The organism is Mycobacterium sp. (genome assembly GCF_040398885.1).
Taxonomy (GTDB): Bacteria; Actinomycetota; Actinomycetes; order Mycobacteriales; family Mycobacteriaceae; genus Mycobacterium.
This window is the reverse complement of the sequence record NZ_JBBATF010000054.1, coordinates 1-17,401: the sequence shown is the minus strand read 5'-3', so window position 1 is coordinate 17,401 and position 17,401 is coordinate 1. Positions and strand designations below refer to the sequence as shown.

Below are 17,401 nucleotides of genomic sequence, written 5' to 3'. Positions count from 1 at the left end.
CCGACCCGCCCGAGCACGACACGATGCGCCGCCAGTTCATGCGGCACTTCGGTCCGCCGCACACCCCCGACCTGATCCCGTCCATGGCCGGATTCGTCGTCGACAAGGCCAACGAGCTTCTGGACAGGGTCAAGGCCGGTGGGAACACCCGGATGGACGTCGTCGAGGACTTCTCCTACCCGATCCCGGTCTCGGTGATCTTCCGGGTGATGGGCGCGCCGATCGAGGACGAACCGAAGTTCCACAGCTGGGTGACCGACTTCATGAACGCCGCGAATGTCGGACCGGAACGCAACACCCCGGAGGGTCGAGCCGCGATCGAGAAAGCCAACACGAGTTCGGCCGAACTGGACGCCTGGCTGCGCGCCCTCGTCGAACGGCTGATCCGCGAACCGGGACCGGGACTGCTGTCGGCCGCGCTGCACGACGACGGCCCGGACGGCCCGGTCGCGGCGCGGGAGGCTCAGTCCAACGCGCTGTTGCTGATGATCGCCGGCCACGACACCACGGTGAACACCATCACCAACGCGGTGCTGACTCTGCTGCGCAATCCAGGCTCGTGGGATCTCCTGCGGGACAACCCCGATCTGGTTCCCCGAGCGGTCGAGGAGGTGCAGCGCCTGCAGGGCGCGGTCCAGTTCGCCGTCAACCGCTGGGCGATGACCGACATCGAGATCGGCGGCACCCGGATCCCGGAGGGCTCGGCGGTTTTCCTGGTCCTCGCCGCCGCCAACCGCGACCCGCGGCGCTTCCCCGACCCCGACCGGTTCGACCCGATGCGGGAGGACAACGAGCACCTGGGCTTCGGCAGCGGAATCCACACCTGCTTCGGTGGGCCGCTGGCGCGCCTGGAGATCAACCTCGCCCTGGAGGTGTTCCTGCGCCGGGTACGTTCCCCCCGGCTGGTGGTGGACCCGCCGCCCTACCGGCACAACCAGGTGTTCCGTGGGCCCCGGCACCTGTGGATCGACTTCACCGAGATCACCGGCTGACCTTCCCCGCTCTCCCGCTCTCGCTGCGCACACACCAGGTGGCGGCTGGGCTCAGCCCCGGTTGAACGTCTCGGTCAGCACCGGCACGATCTGCGCCTTACGTGACACGACGCCATCGAGATGAGCGCGGTTACCCTCGAGGCTTACCGCGTAGGCCGACTCGACCGCTGCTGCCCGCGGCCCCAGCGCCACCCCCACCGAATTGCTGTTGAGGATGTCGGTGACGACGAAGAGGAACAGGTCCAGGCCCTTCTCGCCGATGATGTTCTGTAGCGTCGCCTCCAACTCGCCCTGACGGGACAACACCTCGTCGACGTCGACCGCGTTGACCTGAGCGATCTCGACCTTCGCGCCGTTCATGGTGAACTCCTTGGAGTCCATCGAAACCAACTGCGCAATCGACTTGTCGGCCAGGCTGGCACCCGCCTTGAGCATCTCAAGTCCGTAGGCGTGCAGGTCGACACCGGCGACGGAGGCCAGTTCCTCGGCGGCGGCGACGTCTTCAGCCGTGCACGTCGGGGATCTCAGCAGCAGCGTGTCGGAGATGATGGCCGACAGCATCAGCCCGGCGATCGCAGGTGCGACTGCAACGCCGTTCTCCTTGAACATCTTCAGCACGATCGTCGAGGTGCAGCCGACCGGTTCGGCCCGGTAATACAGTGGGCCGGCGGTTTGGAAGTTGGCGATGCGGTGATGGTCGATGACTTCGGCGATGGTGACCTCGTCGATGTCGTGCGCGCTCTGCTGGCGCTCATTGTGGTCGACGAGGATGACGTGAGACGCCTCCGCGGCGACCGACTCGACCAGTCGGGGCGGCGGGGTCTTGAAGCTGTCGAGCACGAACTGCGTCTCAGCGCTCACCGCGCCCAGGCGGACCGCCTCGACGTCGGCACCGGTCTTCGATTTCAAGTCCGCGTAGGCGAGCGCCGAGCAGATCGAATCGGTGTCCGGATTCCTGTGTCCGAAAATCAGCGTTGCACTCATAGTGAAGACTCCATCGCGACGGTTTGCCGAAGCTTAACGATTGGCCCGCCTCGGGAGGGGTCCGGGATCACCGGCCGGCCGGAATCGGTTGCGGCATCCCGGGGACCTGCGGGGGGTCGGCAGGTGCGGCGAAGGACTGCAGAATCCGGTCGAAGTCCGCGCTGAACTTGTCCCAGAAGGGGATGTAGGTCTCGGCGTTGACCCCGAAGGCTCTGTCCCTCCTGGCGAAGTACAGCTGACGGGACCTTCCGCCGGGCAGCAGGTCCCCCCGGACCTCGACGGCTGCCGTGCCGTTCGGCAGGGTGATCAGCTGCCGGCTGGTGAGCGCCCACGTCAGCTGCCTTTCCCGCAGGTACTGCTCCTGGGAGGCCAGTATCTGGTCCACTGCGGCGTTGAGCCGGAGACCGGTCGGCGCGACGCGGATACCCACCTGCGCCTGGTTCCCGGGATCGTGAATCCGGACGACCGCCGGGTCGGCCCCGTCGACCCGCCAGCCGACCGGGTAGCTGATCGACCATCCGTTCACCGGATCGACGTAGGTGTCCATGCCCGGCGCGGCGCTCGCACCCGGTGCGCAGTTCGCGACGGCCCAAAGCAGGGCCGACGCCAGAACAGCGACAGAACGGACCGCCGGCATCCTCATCCGACGAGTAAATGTCAGCTTCCATACAGATGCAAGGCCCGGGCCGATGCCGTGGCCACATCGCCGCTCAAGGTCACGATGGGTGGGCCGCCGCGCTGATGGATCACGTTGGCGAGTACCACCACGTAGGTGTCCGAGCCGGGGTCCATCCACACCGACACCCCGGTGAATCCGGTGTGGCCGAAGCTGCCCAGCGGGAAGATCGAGCCGCGCGGCTTGGACTGGTAGCTGTCGATGTCCCAGCCGAAACCGCGTACCCCGTCGGCCACCGCCGCCGGCTGCTGCGGCGTCGTCATCATCTCCAGGGTCGACCGCTTCAGCGGGAACGGGCTGGGCCGCCCGGCGAGGCGATCGAGGAGGGCCTGGGCGTACCTGCCGACGTCCGGCGCCGTCGAGAACACCCCGGCGCTGCCGGCGACCCCGCCCATCCTGCGTGCCGTCGGGTCGTGGACGGTGCTGCGCAGCGAATGGTCGAAGGCCGGGTTGACACCCGGAGTGTCCTCGTCCCGTGCGGTCGGTGCGATGCGGGCCAGCAGATCGGTGCTCCAGGTTCCTTCCGGACACGCGACCGGGCGTTGCGCAGCAGGGTCGAAAGTGATTGCGTTGCCGAGGATTCGGTACGCACCGCAGGCTTTCGCGGCTGGCAGGTAGCGGGTGTCGGCCATGTCCAGCGGCGTGAAGATGTGCCTCTGGGCGTAGACGTCCAATGGTTCGCCGGAGTATTTCTCCACCAGCGTGCCGAGGATGATGAAGCCGATGTCGGAGTAGTGGAACCTCTCACCGGGGTTGAACTCCAAGGGTGCGGTCAGTGCCCGGTGAACCCCGTCCGTCTTGTCCGCGGCGATCAATCCCCAGGGCCCCTGGCGGCTCAGATCGCCTCCGATGCCGGAGGTGTGGGTGAGCAGCATGCGCAGTGTCACCTGTGCTCGGCGCGGGTCGCCGGCGGGGTTGAATTCGGGCAGGTAGGTCTGCACGGGTTCGTCGATCCCGACCCTGCCCTGCTCATAGAGCTGCAAGACGGCGGTCGTGGTAACCATGATCTTGGTCAACGACGCCAGGTCGAAGATCGTGTCCTCGGTCATCGGCTCGGCCGGCGCCGGCCGGCCGTCCAGTCCGGGTTCCCCGGGGAGCTTGCGGGAGCCGTACGCCCGGCGGAACACGACGTTCCCGGCGTGCCCGACCTGGATCACCGCCCCGGGCAGCCGGCGCTCGGCGATATCGGCTTCGACGAGCCGGGAGACGTCGGTGAAATCACCCTCCGGTATCACCGGCGCCATCGCGGGCCCGGGGCTCGGCGGCGCGGCCGTCGGTGCCGGTGTCGCCGACGTGCTCGGGATCTGCGGTCGGTGCTCGGCCCGCCCGCACGACGGGACCGCGGTTAGGCCGAGCAGCACCGCCGCCGCGGCGCCCGCACGAGTGAGCGGCCGACGATCCCGACCAACGCGCCGATGCCGCACCGTCACCACCCGGAGGGCCGGTAGTCCTTGAGGAACACCCCGTGGAGGTCGACCCCGGCCTCGCCCTGGACGATCGGGTCATAGACGCGGGCCGCCCCGTCGATCAGATCGAGTGGGGCGTGGAAACCCTCTTCGGCCAATCGGATCTTGGTGAAGTGCGGGCGCTCGTCGGTGATCCACCCGGTGTCGACGCTCGTCATCAGGATTCCGTCGGTCTCGAACATCTCCTCCGCGCTGGTGCGGGTGAGCATGTTGAGGGCGGCTTTGGCCATGTTGGTGTGCGGATGGCCAGGCCCCTTGTAGCGGCGGGAGAAAACACCTTCCATCGCGGACACGTTCACCACGTATTTGCGACGGGCCGCGGAGGCGGCCATCGCCGGACGCAGCCTGCTGATCAGCAGGAAGGGCGCGGTCGCATTGGCCAGTTGCACCTCCAGCATCTCCAGCGGCTCGACCTCGTGGACGTGCTGCGTCCAGCTGTTCGCGTGATTCTCGTCGGGCAGCAGCCCGCCGGCGTCGATGGCGGTTCCTGCGGCAAGCCTTTCCAGGGAGGTCGATCCCGCGGTCATCGCGGCCGCCGTCAGTTCGTCGGCGCGGGAGGCCGCGGCGGCCAGGATCGGGTGGGCGGCCACCGACGCGGCCAGCGCCTGCGGGTGTGGGTCATTGGTGTGGCCGAAGGTCAGCAACTCGGGCAGCGGGCCGGGCGGCAGCGGCGTCAGTTCGGCTTCGGCCAGCGGCGCGTAGGCGCCGGGGGATCGGCGCACCGTCTGGGCGGCGTTGTTGATCAGGATGTCCAGCGGCCCCGCTTCGGCGACCGCGTCGGCGAGCCCGACCACCTGTGCGGGGTCGCGCAGGTCGATGCCGACGATTCTCAGCCGGTGCAGCCAGTCCCCGGCATCCGGCAACCCGGCGAACCGGCGCACCGCGTCGCGCGGGAACCGGGTGGTGATGGTGGTGTGGGCGCCGTCGCGGAGCAGCCGAAGCGCGATGTACATCCCGATCTTGGCGCGGCCGCCGGTGAGCAGGGCCCGCCTGCCGGTGAGATCGGTGCGCGCCTCGCGTCTGGCGTGGCTGAAGGCCGCGCACTCCGGGCACAGCTGGTGGTAGAACGCGTCGACGCTGGTGTAGTGCTGCTTGCAGATGTAGCAGGCCCGCGACTTCAGGAGGGTGCCCGCGCTCGGTGTCGTCGCTGCGGCGGTCAGCGGAACGCCCCGGGTCTCGTCGTCGATCCGGTCCGGTGCGCCGGTGGCGGTGGCGGCGACCACCGCGCGGTCGGCGTCGGCGACCCGCCGGCGCTTCTCGTCCCGGCGGGACTTCTTGGCGGCCTTGAACATGTGCGCGGTCGCGCGGCGCACCGCGATGAAATCCGGATGCTTGGGATCCAGGTGGTGCAGTTCGTCCAGGACGGCGAGGGTGACCCGCAACCGTTCCGGGTCGATACCGTCGGGTTGCCCGCCGTCCGGTTGCCCACGGGAAAGCACAAGGGAGTCTAACCAACTGCGGCTGCCGACCGACCCGCGTCGCCATGACGAGGCGAGGACGGCGTGGTTGACTTGACCGACCATGACCACCGCAGAGACGACCGCTCAGAAGGTGGGCCGCGTCGTCCTCGGCGCGTTCATGGTCATCGCGGGCACCGGTCACCTGACCTTCGCCCGCGCGGAGTTCCAGGCGCAGGTGCCCACCTGGCTGCCGGTGCCGGCGGACTTCACCGTGCTCGCCTCGGGCTTGGTCGAGATCGCACTCGGTGCGGCGATGATCCTGCTGACCGAACGGCGCGCACTGGTCGGGTTGCTGCTGGCGGCGTTCTTCGTGGCGGTCTTCCCGGGCAACATCGCCCAGTGGGTCCACCATCGGGACGCATTCGGCCTCACCAGCGACGGCGCGCGCCTGGCCCGGTTGTTCTTTCAGCCCGTGCTGATCGCCTGGGCCCTGTGGTCGACCGGAGCCTGGGGGCTACTCCGCCGACGCCGACGGGCCGGATGACGCCGGATCCGTAACGGGCCACCGGGTGTGCGACGATCGGACTCGTAGAGTTCGCCGCGGCGAGCATCCTGGAGAGTGACAGCGACGATCGGGGCGGATTCATGGCTCACCGGCTGAGACTGGCCTTCACCTGCGTGGCGGTCGTCGGTGCTGCGCTGATCGGGTCCGCCTCGGCTGTGGCCGATCCGACCGACCCGGCCCCGACGCCGGTCACCTTCGTGCCGGACGCGCCCCCGCCCCCGGTGTCGAACAACCCGATGACACCGGGGCAGCCGCCGGTGCCTGCCGGTGCTCCCGTGCCGTCCGCGCAGCCCGCTACGGCCCCGGGGCCGACCGTCCCCAACACCGTGCCGCCGCCGGGCAACTCCGGCGGTGGGGGGATCCTCGGCTCCCTCGTCGACATGTGGCACCAGGCCCGGAACCCGTTCGCCCCGCCCGGCGGGCCCGCGGCGCCCGGCGCGGTGCCGGCGGTGCCGCCGGGAGCCGGACCGGCCCCGAAGCTGCCGCCCGGATACGTCTCGATCAACGCGCCCGGTTCGGAAACGCCGTCCACCGGCCCAGCCGGCGGCTCCCCGGCCGACCGTCCGCCGCTGCCGCCGGGCTACTACTCCCTCGACGGGCCGCCGCCGCCGTGGCTGACCGGTCCCGCGGCGGCGCCGGCACCCCCCGCTCCGGGCTCCTAGACCACCGGGTTGTGACAGCCACACTGGTCGCGAGGAACCTGTCCGGGGGATTCGCCCACCGCTCCCTCTTCGAGGGCCTCGACCTGACCGTCGCCCCCGGCGACGTCATCGGAGTCGTGGGCGCCAACGGCGCCGGCAAAAGCACACTGCTGCGGATCCTGGCCGGCGACCTCGCACCACTCGAGGGCATGGTCAGTGTCGCCCCGGCCGACGCGTTCGTCGGGTGGTTGCCGCAGGAACATCAACGCATACCGGGGGAGACCGTCGCCGCCTACATCGCCCGCCGCACCGGGTGCGCCGCCGCCGCACGGGACATGGAGGACGCTGCCGCGGCCCTGGCCGAGCCGGACGGCCCCGGCGACCCGGCCGAGGTCTACGCCGCGGCACTGGAGCACTGGCTGGCCACCGGCGCGGCGGACCTCGAGGAGCGGCTGCCCGGCGTGCTGGCCGCCCTGGGCCTGAATTCCGATGCCGTGCAAACGGATTCGACGCCGATGACGGCACTGTCGGGCGGGCAGGCGGCCCGGGTCGGGCTGGCCGCGCTGATGCTGTCACGCTTCGACGTCGTCCTGCTCGACGAGCCGACCAACGATCTTGACCTCGACGGCCTGGCCAGGCTGGAGGACTTCGTCCGCGACCTGCGCGGCGGCGTGGTTCTGGTCAGCCACGACCGGGAGTTCCTGGCGCACAGCGTCACCCGGGTTCTGGAGCTGGACCCGGTGCAGAACACCACGACGGTCTTCGGCGGCGGTTACGACAGTTACTTGGAGGAGCGGGCCGTCAACCGCCGTCACCGGCGGGAGCAGTACGAGGAGTACGCCGAGAAGAAGGCCGACCTCGAGGCCCGGGCGCGTACGCAGCGCGAGTGGTCCAGTCACGGCGTGCGCAACGCGATACGCAAGGCCCCCGACAACGACAAGATCCGCCGCCGCGCGGCCGCCGAGTCCAGCGAGAAGCAGGCGCAGAAGGTGCGTCAGATGGAGAGCCGGATCGCCCGTCTGGAGGAGGTGGCCGAACCGCGCAAGGAGTGGACGCTGCAGTTCACCATCGGCGCCGCACCGCGGTCGAGTTCGGTGGTCGCGACCCTCGACAAAGCCGTTGTGCGACAGGGCGATTTCGTCCTCGGCCCGGTGTCGCTACAGGTCGACGCCGGCGAGCGGATCGGCATCACCGGGCCGAACGGTGCGGGCAAATCCACCCTGCTGCGACTGCTGCTGGGCCGCCGCCGCCCCGACGAGGGCCGGGCGAGTATGGGCGCCAATGTCGCCGTCGGAGAGATCGACCAGGCCCGCGCGGACTTCGCCGGCCCGGGCCGCCTCGTCGACCGCTTCGAGCAACGGGTGCCGACGTGGTCGACCGCCGACGTGCGCACCCTGCTCGCCAAGTTCGGGTTGCGCGCCGACCATGTCGAACGCCCCGTCGAGGAACTGTCCCCCGGTGAGCGGACCCGCGCCGGTCTGGCGTTGCTGCAGGCGTGCGGCACCAACGTGCTGGTGCTCGACGAGCCGACCAACCATCTGGATCTGCCGGCCATCGAGCAACTCGAGCAGGCCCTGGAGAGCTACGACGGTGCGCTGCTGCTGGTGACGCACGACCGCCGGATGCTGCAGAACGTCCGGTTGGACCGGTGCTGGAACGTGGCGAACGGCCGGGTTGCCGGGGCTTAGTTCTCGCCCGCTGCCACAAGCGAACTCAACCGGACGCCGGGGTTCTCCTCACAGAAGCCCTGCAGCCGCCATTTGGTGGTGAACAACGCCAGCATGACGCCGTCGGTCCGGGTGAGCACCTCCATCGAGACCTGCTTCTGCACCGACTCGACGTCCTCGGGGTCGATGGCGCGGGCGACGGTGTAGGGGAGAAACTCAAGCGAGATCGGCGAACCGAATTCCGCTGCCATCCGGTGGCCGGCGACCTCGAACTGCATCGGGCCGACGGCGGCCAGCACGGGCGCCTGGTCGCCCCGGCGGTCCGAACGCAGCACCTGCACCACGCCCTCCTGGTCGAGTTGCTCGATGCCCTTGCGGAACTGCTTGTGCTTGCTCGGGTCGGTGCCGCGGGCGACGGCGAAATGCTCGGGGGAGAAACTTGGGATCGGCGGAAAGTGAACCGGGACATCGCGGAACAGCGTGTCCCCGGGGCGCAGGGCCGCGGCGTTGGCCAGGCCGATCACATCGCCCGGCCACGCGCTGTCCAGTGTCGAGCGCTGCTGGCCGAACACCGACTGGGCGTACTTGGTGACGAACGGTTTCCCGGTGGCGGCGTGGGTCAGGACGTCGCCGCGTTCGAAGGTGCCCGAGCAGACCCGCGCGTAGGCGATGCGGTCGCGGTGGGCGGAGTCCATGCCGGCCTGGACCTTGAAGACGAACGCGCTGAACGGCGCTTCGACGGCACGCAGATTGCCGTCGGCGTCGCGTTGTCCGCCCGGCGACGGCGCCAGCCTGACCAGGTTGTCCAGCAGTTGGTTCACCCCGAAGTTCAGCGCCGCCGAGGTGAACAGCACCGGGGTGGTCTCGCCGCGCAGGAAGGCGTCCTGGTCGTGGTCGCCGCCGTCGGCGGAGAGCAGTTCGCATTCCTCGGTGGCGTTCACCCAGTCGGCGCCGGCCGCGGCCTCGGCGCGGTCGGGCGCGATGTGTTCCTCGGGTGCGGCGGTTGCGCCACCGGCGGTGCGGGTGAACCGGATGAAGTTGCCGGTGCGGCGGTCCAGCACGCCCTTGAAGTCCCCGGCGATACCGACCGGCCAGGTCAGCGGGGTCGGCTTGAGCCCGATGCGCTGCTGGATCTCGTCGAGCAGTTCCAGGGGGTCGCGGCCCGGGCGGTCCCACTTGTTGATCACCGTGAGGATCGGGATGCCCCGGTGGCGGCACACCTGGAAGAGCTTGAGGGTCTGCGGCTCAAGGCCTTTCGCCGCGTCGATCAGCATCACCGCGCAGTCCACCGCGGACAGCACCCGGTAGGTGTCCTCGGAGAAGTCGGCGTGCCCGGGAGTGTCGAGCAGGTTGATCACGCATGCCTGGCCGTCGGGGGAGGTGTAGGGGAACTGCAGCGCGGTGGAGGTGATCGAGATGCCGCGGGCCTGCTCCATCTCCATCCAGTCCGACACGGTGGCGCGCCGGCCGGCCTTGCCGTGGATGGCGCCGGCCTCGGTGATCACCCGGGCGTGCAGCACCAGGGCCTCGGTCAGGGTCGACTTGCCGGCGTCGGGGTGGCTGATCACCGCGAAGGTGCGCCGTCGGCCGGCCTCGGCCGACAGCCGCTGCGCGGCGGCCGTGTTCCGGGCCGGGCGTGCTTCGAGATCCTGATCCATCGCCTCCGATGCTATTAGCTTCGTCCCCCAGCCAGCCAATCGCGTCAGCGGAACCGGATGTCCAGCGTCGCCATGCCGAAAATCTTGCGGCCGTCGGCTTTCGCGGCGACCTGAACCACACCGGTGCGGGTTTCCGGGTCCAGCGACTTGATCTTGCCGCTGAATTCGATGTCGGCGCCTTCGGCCGCCGACACCACGGCGGGCTGGGACAGTCGGACCGCGTAGCGGGTCACCGCGCCGGGATCCCCGGACCACGACGAGACGAATCCGGCGCCCAGACCCATGGTGAGCATTCCGTGGGCGATGACGTCGGGAAGCCCGGCCAGTTTGGCGATTTCCTCGTCCCAGTGGATCGGATTGGCGTCACCGGCCACCCCGGCGTAGTTCACCAGATCGCCCCGCGACAGCCGGGTGTGGTGCACCGGCAGTTCGTCGCCGGCCTTCAGGTCGTCGAAGGACGGCGTTCCCGGGCGGCGCGCGCCGTCTTCGGCGAGCCGGAAGTCCCCGGCGGGGCGCACCGCCTTCTCATAGGTATCCGCACCGACCCCCATGATGTCGACGTCGTGCATCATCGCCTTCTGCACGGCCACCTTGACCTCCGGATTGATGTCCTCGGAGGTGATGCCGACGACGGTGGTGTGCAGGGTGTGCACCCGTTCCCCGGCGGCGTCGGTGAAGGTGTTGGTCACGGTGATGAAATCCCGCCCGGCGGTTCGGCGCACCGAGGTCAGTTCGACGTCGATGTGCAGTTCGTCGCCGGCGACGATCGGGCGGTGCTGCTCGAAGACCTCCTCGGTCTGCAGGTAGGTGTCGTATCCGACGACCACCGACTCGAACATCTGCCGATTGCACGACATGCCGGGTGTGGAGGTGAACGTCAGCGGCGCGACCAGACCCGCATAGCCCAGTTCGGCGGCGGCGGCGACGTCCCAGTGGGCGGGGTGGTAATCCTGCACGGCGCGGGCGTACTCCCGCACCTTCTCCCGCCCCACCAGGTACGTGCCGTCCATCTGGTACCAGTGGCCGACCCGCGATTCGATCGCCGGTGTGTCGGATGCTGCAGTCATCAGATTTAGCCCAACTGTTGTGTCGACCACAGCACCCTAATGCGTCAAGCGCGGGACAGTGCACCGGCCCGGCTGCGATGATGGCCCGTTGAACAGCTGACGAATGACCGGTGAACAGCTAACGAAGGGAGTGACATGCTCAAGTGGCGGTTACTGCTGACCACGATGCCGATCGTCGCCGCGGTGTTGATCGCCAAGATCCTGCTCGGGTCCGCTTTCCACTTCCACGGCTTGATCGAGTTCACCGACGTCGCCCTGGTGCTGACCGGCGGAATCTTCCTGATCGGGTTCATGCTCGCCGGAACGATGGCCGACTACAAGGAGAGCGAGAAGCTTCCCGCCGAGGTCGCCACACAGTTGGAGACCCTGGAGGACAGCCTCGCGCACGCGATCGCCGTGAACGACGCACCGATTCACCGAACCGGCGTGATGGGCGTCCACCGCAGCATGGCGCGGAGCATCCACGGGTGGCTGCTGAAGCGCAACACCCAGGACCAGATGTACGACGCCATCCACGACGTCGCGCTGACCCTGCAGGACCTCGAGAAGCAGGGTGTTCACACCGGGACGGTCAACAAGATGAACGGCGACCTGGACAAGATCAGGAAGGCCGTCACCCGCCTCGTGGTGGTCTCACGAACAGGATTCCTGGCCACCGGATATGCCCTGCTGGAGATGTTGATCGTCCTCATCGTCTGCCTGCTGCTGATCTCCAAGTTCAAGAACGCCGCGGCCGAGGCGATCATCATCGTCTTCGTGACGCTGATCTACGTCTACATGTATCGGCTCATCAAGGACATCGACGATCCGCTGCAGTACGGCCCCGACGGACAGCGGGGGACCTCGGAGGTCGCGTTGTTCCCGCTCACCGAGTATCTGGAACGGTTCGATCGACGCTCTACCGACGCCGTGCCCGCCAGCCGCGATATCCCCGATGCGCGCCGAACGCCCCGATGATCGCTGTGGCGCACCAGACCGCGACGGCCGCATAGGCCAGCGGTGAGTTGAGGTCGGAGATCGACGCCCCCAGCGCGGTGTACACGAAAGCCCTTGGTGCGGAACCGATCAGCGCGCCGATCGCCATCTGCCACAGCGGCATACCGAACGCGCCGAAGGTGTAGGAGGCCAGCGCGTCGGAGATGCCGGGGATGAAGCGCTGCCCGACCACCGCCCACAGCCCGCGGCGCTGAATCTGTGCGTCGATCCGGCCGGCCCACTGCGCGCCCACCAGAGCGCGGGCACTGTCCCGCCCGGCGTGCCTGCCGACCAGTGCGGTGATCACCGCCGTCGTCGCCGCCGAGCCCAGCGTCACGAACGTTCCCAGAACCGGCCCGAACAGCAGCCCACTGCCGGCGGCCAGCAGGGGGCCGGGGACGAACACCGACGCCAGCAGAGCCGACACCGGAATGTAGACCAGAGGCGCGACGGGTCCGGCCCGGGCGACGGCACCGCGCACCGCGTCGATGTCGATGACCCGTTGGACCGCTACGAGATAGAACATCACGGCCAGGAATGCGGCGAACACCGCCAGCCGCACGACGTGCGGCCGCCGGGTGACTGCCGGGGAGTCCTCGCTGACCGATCCGTCGTCCATGGTGGGTTCAGGTTAGTGGCGCGGGGTAGACACACCACAGGATCGGAACCCGCGAGGAACCGGAACCGCAGAGGAGTGCACCATGGAATCGGTTCGGGGCAGCAACGTCCTGGTGACCGGCGCGGCGATGGGCCTGGGCAGGCTGTTCGCCGCCAACGCCGTCCGGGAGGGTGCCGCCGCGGTGGTGCTGTGGGACGCCGACGAGGTGGCGCTCCGGGAGACCGCCGCCCGATTGGAGGCGGCGGGGGGCGCGGTCCACTACGCGGTCGTCGACGTCGCCTCCCGGTCCCGGGTGAGCGAGGCGGCCGAGCAGGTCCGAGCCGAGGCCGGCACTGTCAACGTGCTGTTCAACAACGCCGGCATCGTGCGGGGCAACAGCTACTTCTGGGAGAACGACCCCCGCGACTTCACCCGCACCATGGAGGTCAACTCCATCGGACCGATGCTGGTGGCGCGGGAATTCCTGCCGTCGATGATCTGCTCCGGCAAACCGTGCCGACTGGTCAACATCGCCTCGTCGGCGGGGCTGAACGCAGTCCCGCGGATGGCGGCCTACGCCGCCTCGAAGTGGGCCGCGATCGGCTTCTCCGATTCCGTCCGCCTCGAGCTTGAGCAGGCCGGACACGACCACGTGAAGGTGACCACGGTCTGCCCGACCTACATCGACACCGGAATGTTCGCCGGCGCCAAGGGCATCCTGTTCACCCCGATGCTCAAGCAGGGGGACGTCGTCGACCAGACGTGGGCGGCGATGCTGGCGGGCCGGCCGTTCGTCGTGATGCCGTGGACATCACGGATGAACAAGGTGCTCACCGGAGTTCTGCCGACCCGGTTGCGCGACGTCTATCTGCGTCGCGCCGGCGTCTACAACTCCATGGACGAATTCACCGGCCACCAGTCATCCGCGCCATAGGCCGCGTCGCGGTTCTATCCGCGCCATAGGCCGGAGCTCCGGATCGTCTCCGCCAGCGGCTCCATGACTGCGGGGTCGTAAGGCAGCGGCAGGTAGACGATCGCCAGGTCCAGGCCCTCGGCGCCCAAAGCGATGGCGTCCTCGATGACCCCGCGGTAGCCGCGCTCCGGGCTGAGCCGGATATGGGCGGACAGCGTGATGTCCTTGGGATTGCGGCCGACGTCGGCGCAGTGCGCCTTGAGCACATCACGCTTGCGGGCGAACTCCGCCGGAGTCCCGCCGACGAAGTTCCAATGGTCGGCGTACTTCGCGGTGATCCGCAGGGTGCGCTTCTCCCCGTTGCCGCCGATACAGATCGGCGGGTGCGGGCGCTGAGGTCCCTTGGGTTCGTTGCGGGCCGCAGTGAGTTGGTAGAACGTGCCGCTGAAATCGGTGGTCTCCCGGGTGAGCAGGCCGATGAGCACCTGACAGGCCTCCTCGAACCGGTCGAACCGCTCCTTGAGGGTGCCCAGTCCGATGCCGTAGGCGCCGGACTCCTCCTCATTCCAGCCCGCGCCGATGCCCAACTCCAGCCGCCCACCGGAGATGACGTCCAGCGTCGCAGCCATATTGGCCAGCACCGCGGGGTGGCGGTGGTGGATTCCGGTGACCAGGGTGCCCAGCCGCAACCGGGTGGTGGCCTGCGCCAGCGCGGTCAGGGTGGTCCAGCCCTCCAGGCACGGCCCGGCAGGGTCGGAGAAGATCGGATAGAAGTGGTCGAATGTCCAGCCCGACTCGTAGACCTCGATCCCGTCGGCGGCCCGCCAGACCGCCAGCATGTCGGTCCAGGTGGTGTTCTGCGGCGAGGTCTTGAAGGCGAAGCGCATCCGCCACAGCCTAGAGCGCCCCGCTCCAAGCCGGGCCGGACATCCGGGAATTTCCGTGATTGAGCAAATAATCGACGTTATGCCGAAAACCGTGGCTCGGCGCTGTCTCCGGTGGGTAGCGCGAAGTCCCCTCCCGCGGGAAACCGGGCCGGGGTCATCTCGCGACGGGGGCCGGAAGCGAAGTTGCCAGCGGCGCCCTTCCGCCCTCTGGAAGTATCGCTTGCCGGACTGAATTGACGCAGCTAGAAGGTATTGCAATACTGGCCGCATGGAGGTTCCCACGAGCCGGGGGCGGGTTAGCGACAAGGAACTCGTCGATTCGGTGCTGCGTGATCTGACCGAGGCGGCCGACCGGTGGGAAGCGCTCGTCGCCCAAGCCGAGACGGTCACCTACAGCGTCGACATGGGCGATGTCCAGGCTGTCGCGGACTCCGATGGCAAACTCGTCGGCCTGACCTTGCATCCCGGTGTCACGGCGCGATACACCCACACCGAACTGGCCGAACGGATGAACACCGCCTTCGCCGCGCTGCGCGGCGAGGTCGAGGACGACTATCGGGCCCGCTACGGCGGGGAACTCCGGTGATCCCCGCCCGGGAACGACAGTGCCGCTGAACCTCAGCAACCGGGACCAGAATTCCGGTCACCTCTTCTACAACCGGCGGCTGCGCGCTGCGATCACCCGCTTCTCGGTGCGTATGCGCCACGACGACCGCAAGCAGCAGGCCGCACTGGCACTCTCGACGGTCTTCGTCCTGCTGGGCTGCGGCTGGATGGCGCTGCTGAACTTCATGAAGCCCGCCGGCCTGGTCGGGCAGTCGGCGATAGTCGGCGACCGCGACACCGGCGCGCTGTACGCCCGGATCGACGGCCGGCTCCATCCGGCGCTGAATCTCACCTCCGCGCGACTGGCGACCGGAACCGCGTCCGCGCCCACGTGGGTCAAGGCCGCCGAGATCGCCAGGTATCCGACCGGACCGATGATCGGCATCCCCGGAATCCCCGACGACATGACGGTGTCAGCCAACCCGGTGTCGGCGTGGGCGGTCTGCGACACCGCGCCGCAGCGGGGCAGTGCGTCGGCCACCGTGGTCACCGCGATCGCAGGCGACTTGTCCGGCGAGCGCGCCGAACCCATGACCGGCGAGCAGGCGCTGCTGGCCACCCATCGCGGATCGACCTACCTAATCTGGAACGGCCGACGCAGCCTCATCGACGCCCGGGACCGGTCGGTGACCTTCAACCTGGGACTCGATCCCGGTGCGATTCGCCCGGTCGAGTTGTCCAACGCGCTGTTCGACGCGATGCCGGCCACCGAGCCGCTGGTGGTTCCGACGATCCCGCAAGCCGGAACTCCGTCGCGTCTGCTGGCCGGCTCGGTGGTCGGACGGGTGCTGCAGACACTGGACGCCGGCGGAGATCCCAGTGGTTTCTATGTGTTGCTGCCCAACGGAATCCAGAAGATCACCGCGTTCGTCGCCGACCTGTTGCGGACGGCCGACAGTCAGGGTGTCACCGCTCCAGAGGTGATCTCACCGGACACACTCATCGGCCTACCGGAGGTGGAGGTCTTGAACGTCGGGTTCTACCCGACCGGGAAACTGGAATTCATCGACACCGACGCCAATCCGGTGACCTGCGTGAGCTGGAGGAAGGCGTCGACCGATCCGCAGGCCGCCGTCACCGTCTACAACGGCCGCGGTCTGCCGGTCCCGCAGAGCCAGGACGCCCACATCGTGCAACTCGTGCGCGACGCCCGTGACCCGGCCTCGGTGGAGGCGCAGCAGACCCTGACGCTGCCCGGCGCGGCGAATTTCGTCGCGACGACAAGTGGCGCCGCCGCAACCGGCACCCGGGAAAGCCTGTTCTGGATTTCGCGGCAGGGCGTCCGGTACGGCGTCGAGTGGGAGCAGGACAGTCTGGCGGCGCTGGGAATCGATCCGGCCGGCGCCGTCCAGGCGCCGTGGCCCATCGTGCGCACCTTCGCCGCCGGCCCGGGCATCAGCCGGGCCGGCGCACTGCTGGCGCGCGACGCGATCAGGGCCGCCGGCGCGCCGGCAGATGGGGGATAGGGCGAATGTCCAAGCGCCGCTTCATCCGCGGGCCGCGCGCATCCGCGCCGACGGTGACACCGGTCCGGGTCACGGTCAATCCGCCGCTGGCTCTTCCGGAGCGGGAACCCCGCAACATCTTGCTGATGATCGCAGCCCCGGCGCTCCTGGTCGGCATCCTGGGAACACTGGTGGTGATGTACACCTCCGGTGTCCGCTCCCTGCAGTCCGGCTTCTTCCCGCTCGTCGGGCTGGTCGGATTCGGGGCGCTGATGTTCAGCGGGCGCTTCGGTCGCGGGCGCCGGATCAGTTGGGGGGAACAGGAGAGGCAACGCCGAAGCTATCTACGTCAACTCGACGCGGATCGCGACGAGGTTCAAGACGCCGCTCAACGGCAGCGCCGCAGCCAGTCATTCGTGCACGGCGATCCGCACCGGCTCGACACATTCATCGGCGGCCCGCGGATGTGGGAGCGCCGTCCCGGCGATCCGGATTTCCTCGATGTCCGGCTCGGTATCGGCGTGCAGTCCACCGGGGACTCGGCGGTCTCACTGCAGTGGCCCGAGGTGCCGGTGGGGGAAGAACTCGAACCGGTGACCGGCCGGGCGCTGCGCGATTTCATGCTGGAGCAGAGCAAGATCCGCGACATCGGCAAGGTGCTGAGCCTGCGCTCCCGCCCCGGCTACAGCTTCGTTGGGGACGACATGGATGACCTGCACTCGCTGATGCGGGCGGTGCTGTGCTCGCTGGCGGTCTACCACAGCCCGACCGAAGTGAAGCTCATGGTGGTCACCCGAAATCCGGAACAGTGGTCCTGGCTGGTGTGGTTGCCGCACAACCAGCACGACGAGATGTTCGACG

Annotated in this window: 16 protein-coding genes and 1 pseudogene; 9 read left to right on the top strand and 8 right to left on the bottom strand. The window is 68.8% G+C overall.

The features are described 5' to 3' along the window. Window positions 1-992, top strand: a 992-nt coding sequence (locus tag ADBZ5U_RS07275; RefSeq protein ID WP_526263894.1) for a cytochrome P450, incomplete at its 5' end; no start/stop codon positions are given. Between the two features lie 51 nt (window positions 993-1,043). Here the strand turns inward: ADBZ5U_RS07275 and ADBZ5U_RS07270 are convergent. The 4 genes from ADBZ5U_RS07270 to ADBZ5U_RS07255 form a co-directional block, all read right to left on the bottom strand. Then, window positions 1,044-1,976, bottom strand: a complete 933-nt coding sequence (locus ADBZ5U_RS07270; RefSeq protein WP_526263892.1) for a manganese-dependent inorganic pyrophosphatase — start codon at window positions 1,974-1,976, stop codon at window positions 1,044-1,046. A gap of 67 nt (window positions 1,977-2,043) precedes the next feature. Further along, a complete protein-coding gene (locus tag ADBZ5U_RS07265; RefSeq protein ID WP_526263890.1) occupies window positions 2,044-2,619 on the bottom strand; it encodes a hypothetical protein in 576 nt (191 codons plus the stop codon). Window positions 2,620-2,633: 14 nt separating this feature from the next. Further along, window positions 2,634-3,896: a serine hydrolase domain-containing protein gene (locus ADBZ5U_RS07260; RefSeq protein ID WP_526263896.1), complete on the bottom strand. Its 1,263-nt coding sequence runs from the start codon at window positions 3,894-3,896 to the stop codon at window positions 2,634-2,636. A gap of 182 nt (window positions 3,897-4,078) precedes the next feature. Continuing rightward, on the bottom strand, window positions 4,079-5,557 hold the full coding sequence (locus ADBZ5U_RS07255; RefSeq protein ID WP_526263888.1) for an SDR family NAD(P)-dependent oxidoreductase: 1,479 nt from the start codon (window positions 5,555-5,557) through the stop codon (window positions 4,079-4,081). Between the two features lie 82 nt (window positions 5,558-5,639). Here ADBZ5U_RS07255 and ADBZ5U_RS07250 point away from each other — a divergent pair, with 82 nt between their 5' ends. The 3 genes from ADBZ5U_RS07250 (at window position 5,640) to abc-f (ending at window position 8,412) form a co-directional block, all read left to right on the top strand. After that, on the top strand, window positions 5,640-6,062 hold the full coding sequence (locus ADBZ5U_RS07250) for a DoxX-related protein (protein WP_526263886.1): 423 nt from the start codon (window positions 5,640-5,642) through the stop codon (window positions 6,060-6,062). Window positions 6,063-6,163: 101 nt separating this feature from the next. Beyond that, window positions 6,164-6,745 (top strand): hypothetical protein, encoded by a 582-nt coding sequence (locus ADBZ5U_RS07245; RefSeq protein ID WP_526263884.1) that lies wholly within the window; start codon window positions 6,164-6,166, stop codon window positions 6,743-6,745. Between the two features lie 11 nt (window positions 6,746-6,756). Continuing rightward, the gene (gene abc-f / locus ADBZ5U_RS07240) at window positions 6,757-8,412 is read left to right on the top strand and encodes a ribosomal protection-like ABC-F family protein (protein ID WP_526263882.1); all 1,656 of its coding nucleotides are present in this window, start codon (window positions 6,757-6,759) and stop codon (window positions 8,410-8,412) included. Here the strand turns inward: abc-f and ADBZ5U_RS07235 are convergent. Then, complete coding sequence (locus ADBZ5U_RS07235) at window positions 8,409-10,049, bottom strand: peptide chain release factor 3 (RefSeq protein ID WP_526263880.1); 1,641 nt, start codon at window positions 10,047-10,049, stop codon at window positions 8,409-8,411. The genes abc-f and ADBZ5U_RS07235 overlap by 4 nt on opposite strands. A gap of 44 nt (window positions 10,050-10,093) precedes the next feature. Then, window positions 10,094-11,116 (bottom strand): fused (3R)-hydroxyacyl-ACP dehydratase subunits HadA/HadB, encoded by a 1,023-nt coding sequence (locus ADBZ5U_RS07230; protein WP_526263878.1) that lies wholly within the window; start codon window positions 11,114-11,116, stop codon window positions 10,094-10,096. 135 nt (window positions 11,117-11,251) lie between these two features. Between ADBZ5U_RS07230 and ADBZ5U_RS07225 the strand changes: the two genes are divergently transcribed. Then, window positions 11,252-12,073 (top strand): hypothetical protein, encoded by an 822-nt coding sequence (locus ADBZ5U_RS07225; protein WP_526263876.1) that lies wholly within the window; start codon window positions 11,252-11,254, stop codon window positions 12,071-12,073. Here ADBZ5U_RS07225 and ADBZ5U_RS07220 read toward each other — a convergent pair. Then, complete coding sequence (locus ADBZ5U_RS07220; RefSeq protein ID WP_526263874.1) at window positions 12,015-12,710, bottom strand: TVP38/TMEM64 family protein; 696 nt, start codon at window positions 12,708-12,710, stop codon at window positions 12,015-12,017. The two genes, ADBZ5U_RS07225 and ADBZ5U_RS07220, sit on opposite strands and share 59 nt — an antisense overlap. Before the next feature lie 82 nt (window positions 12,711-12,792). Between ADBZ5U_RS07220 and ADBZ5U_RS07215 the strand changes: the two genes are divergently transcribed. Continuing rightward, entirely contained in the window at window positions 12,793-13,623 is an 831-nt protein-coding gene (locus ADBZ5U_RS07215) for an SDR family NAD(P)-dependent oxidoreductase (RefSeq protein ID WP_526263872.1), read from the top strand. Between the two features lie 14 nt (window positions 13,624-13,637). Here the strand turns inward: ADBZ5U_RS07215 and ADBZ5U_RS07210 are convergent, their stop codons facing one another. Continuing rightward, a complete protein-coding gene (locus ADBZ5U_RS07210) occupies window positions 13,638-14,489 on the bottom strand; it encodes an LLM class F420-dependent oxidoreductase (protein ID WP_526263870.1) in 852 nt (283 codons plus the stop codon). A gap of 268 nt (window positions 14,490-14,757) precedes the next feature. On the opposite strand from ADBZ5U_RS07210, the gene ADBZ5U_RS07205 reads away from it, so the two are divergent. From ADBZ5U_RS07205 to ADBZ5U_RS07195, 3 genes and pseudogenes are all read left to right on the top strand, one after another. After that, window positions 14,758-15,075, top strand: a complete 318-nt coding sequence (locus tag ADBZ5U_RS07205; protein WP_526263868.1) for a DUF2710 family protein — start codon at window positions 14,758-14,760, stop codon at window positions 15,073-15,075. Between the two features lie 19 nt (window positions 15,076-15,094). Beyond that, window positions 15,095-16,561, top strand: a complete 1,467-nt coding sequence (eccB, locus tag ADBZ5U_RS07200) for a type VII secretion protein EccB (protein ID WP_526263866.1) — start codon at window positions 15,095-15,097, stop codon at window positions 16,559-16,561. 5 nt (window positions 16,562-16,566) lie between these two features. Further along, window positions 16,567-17,401: pseudogene (locus tag ADBZ5U_RS07195) on the top strand (type VII secretion protein EccC); the annotation flags it as partial.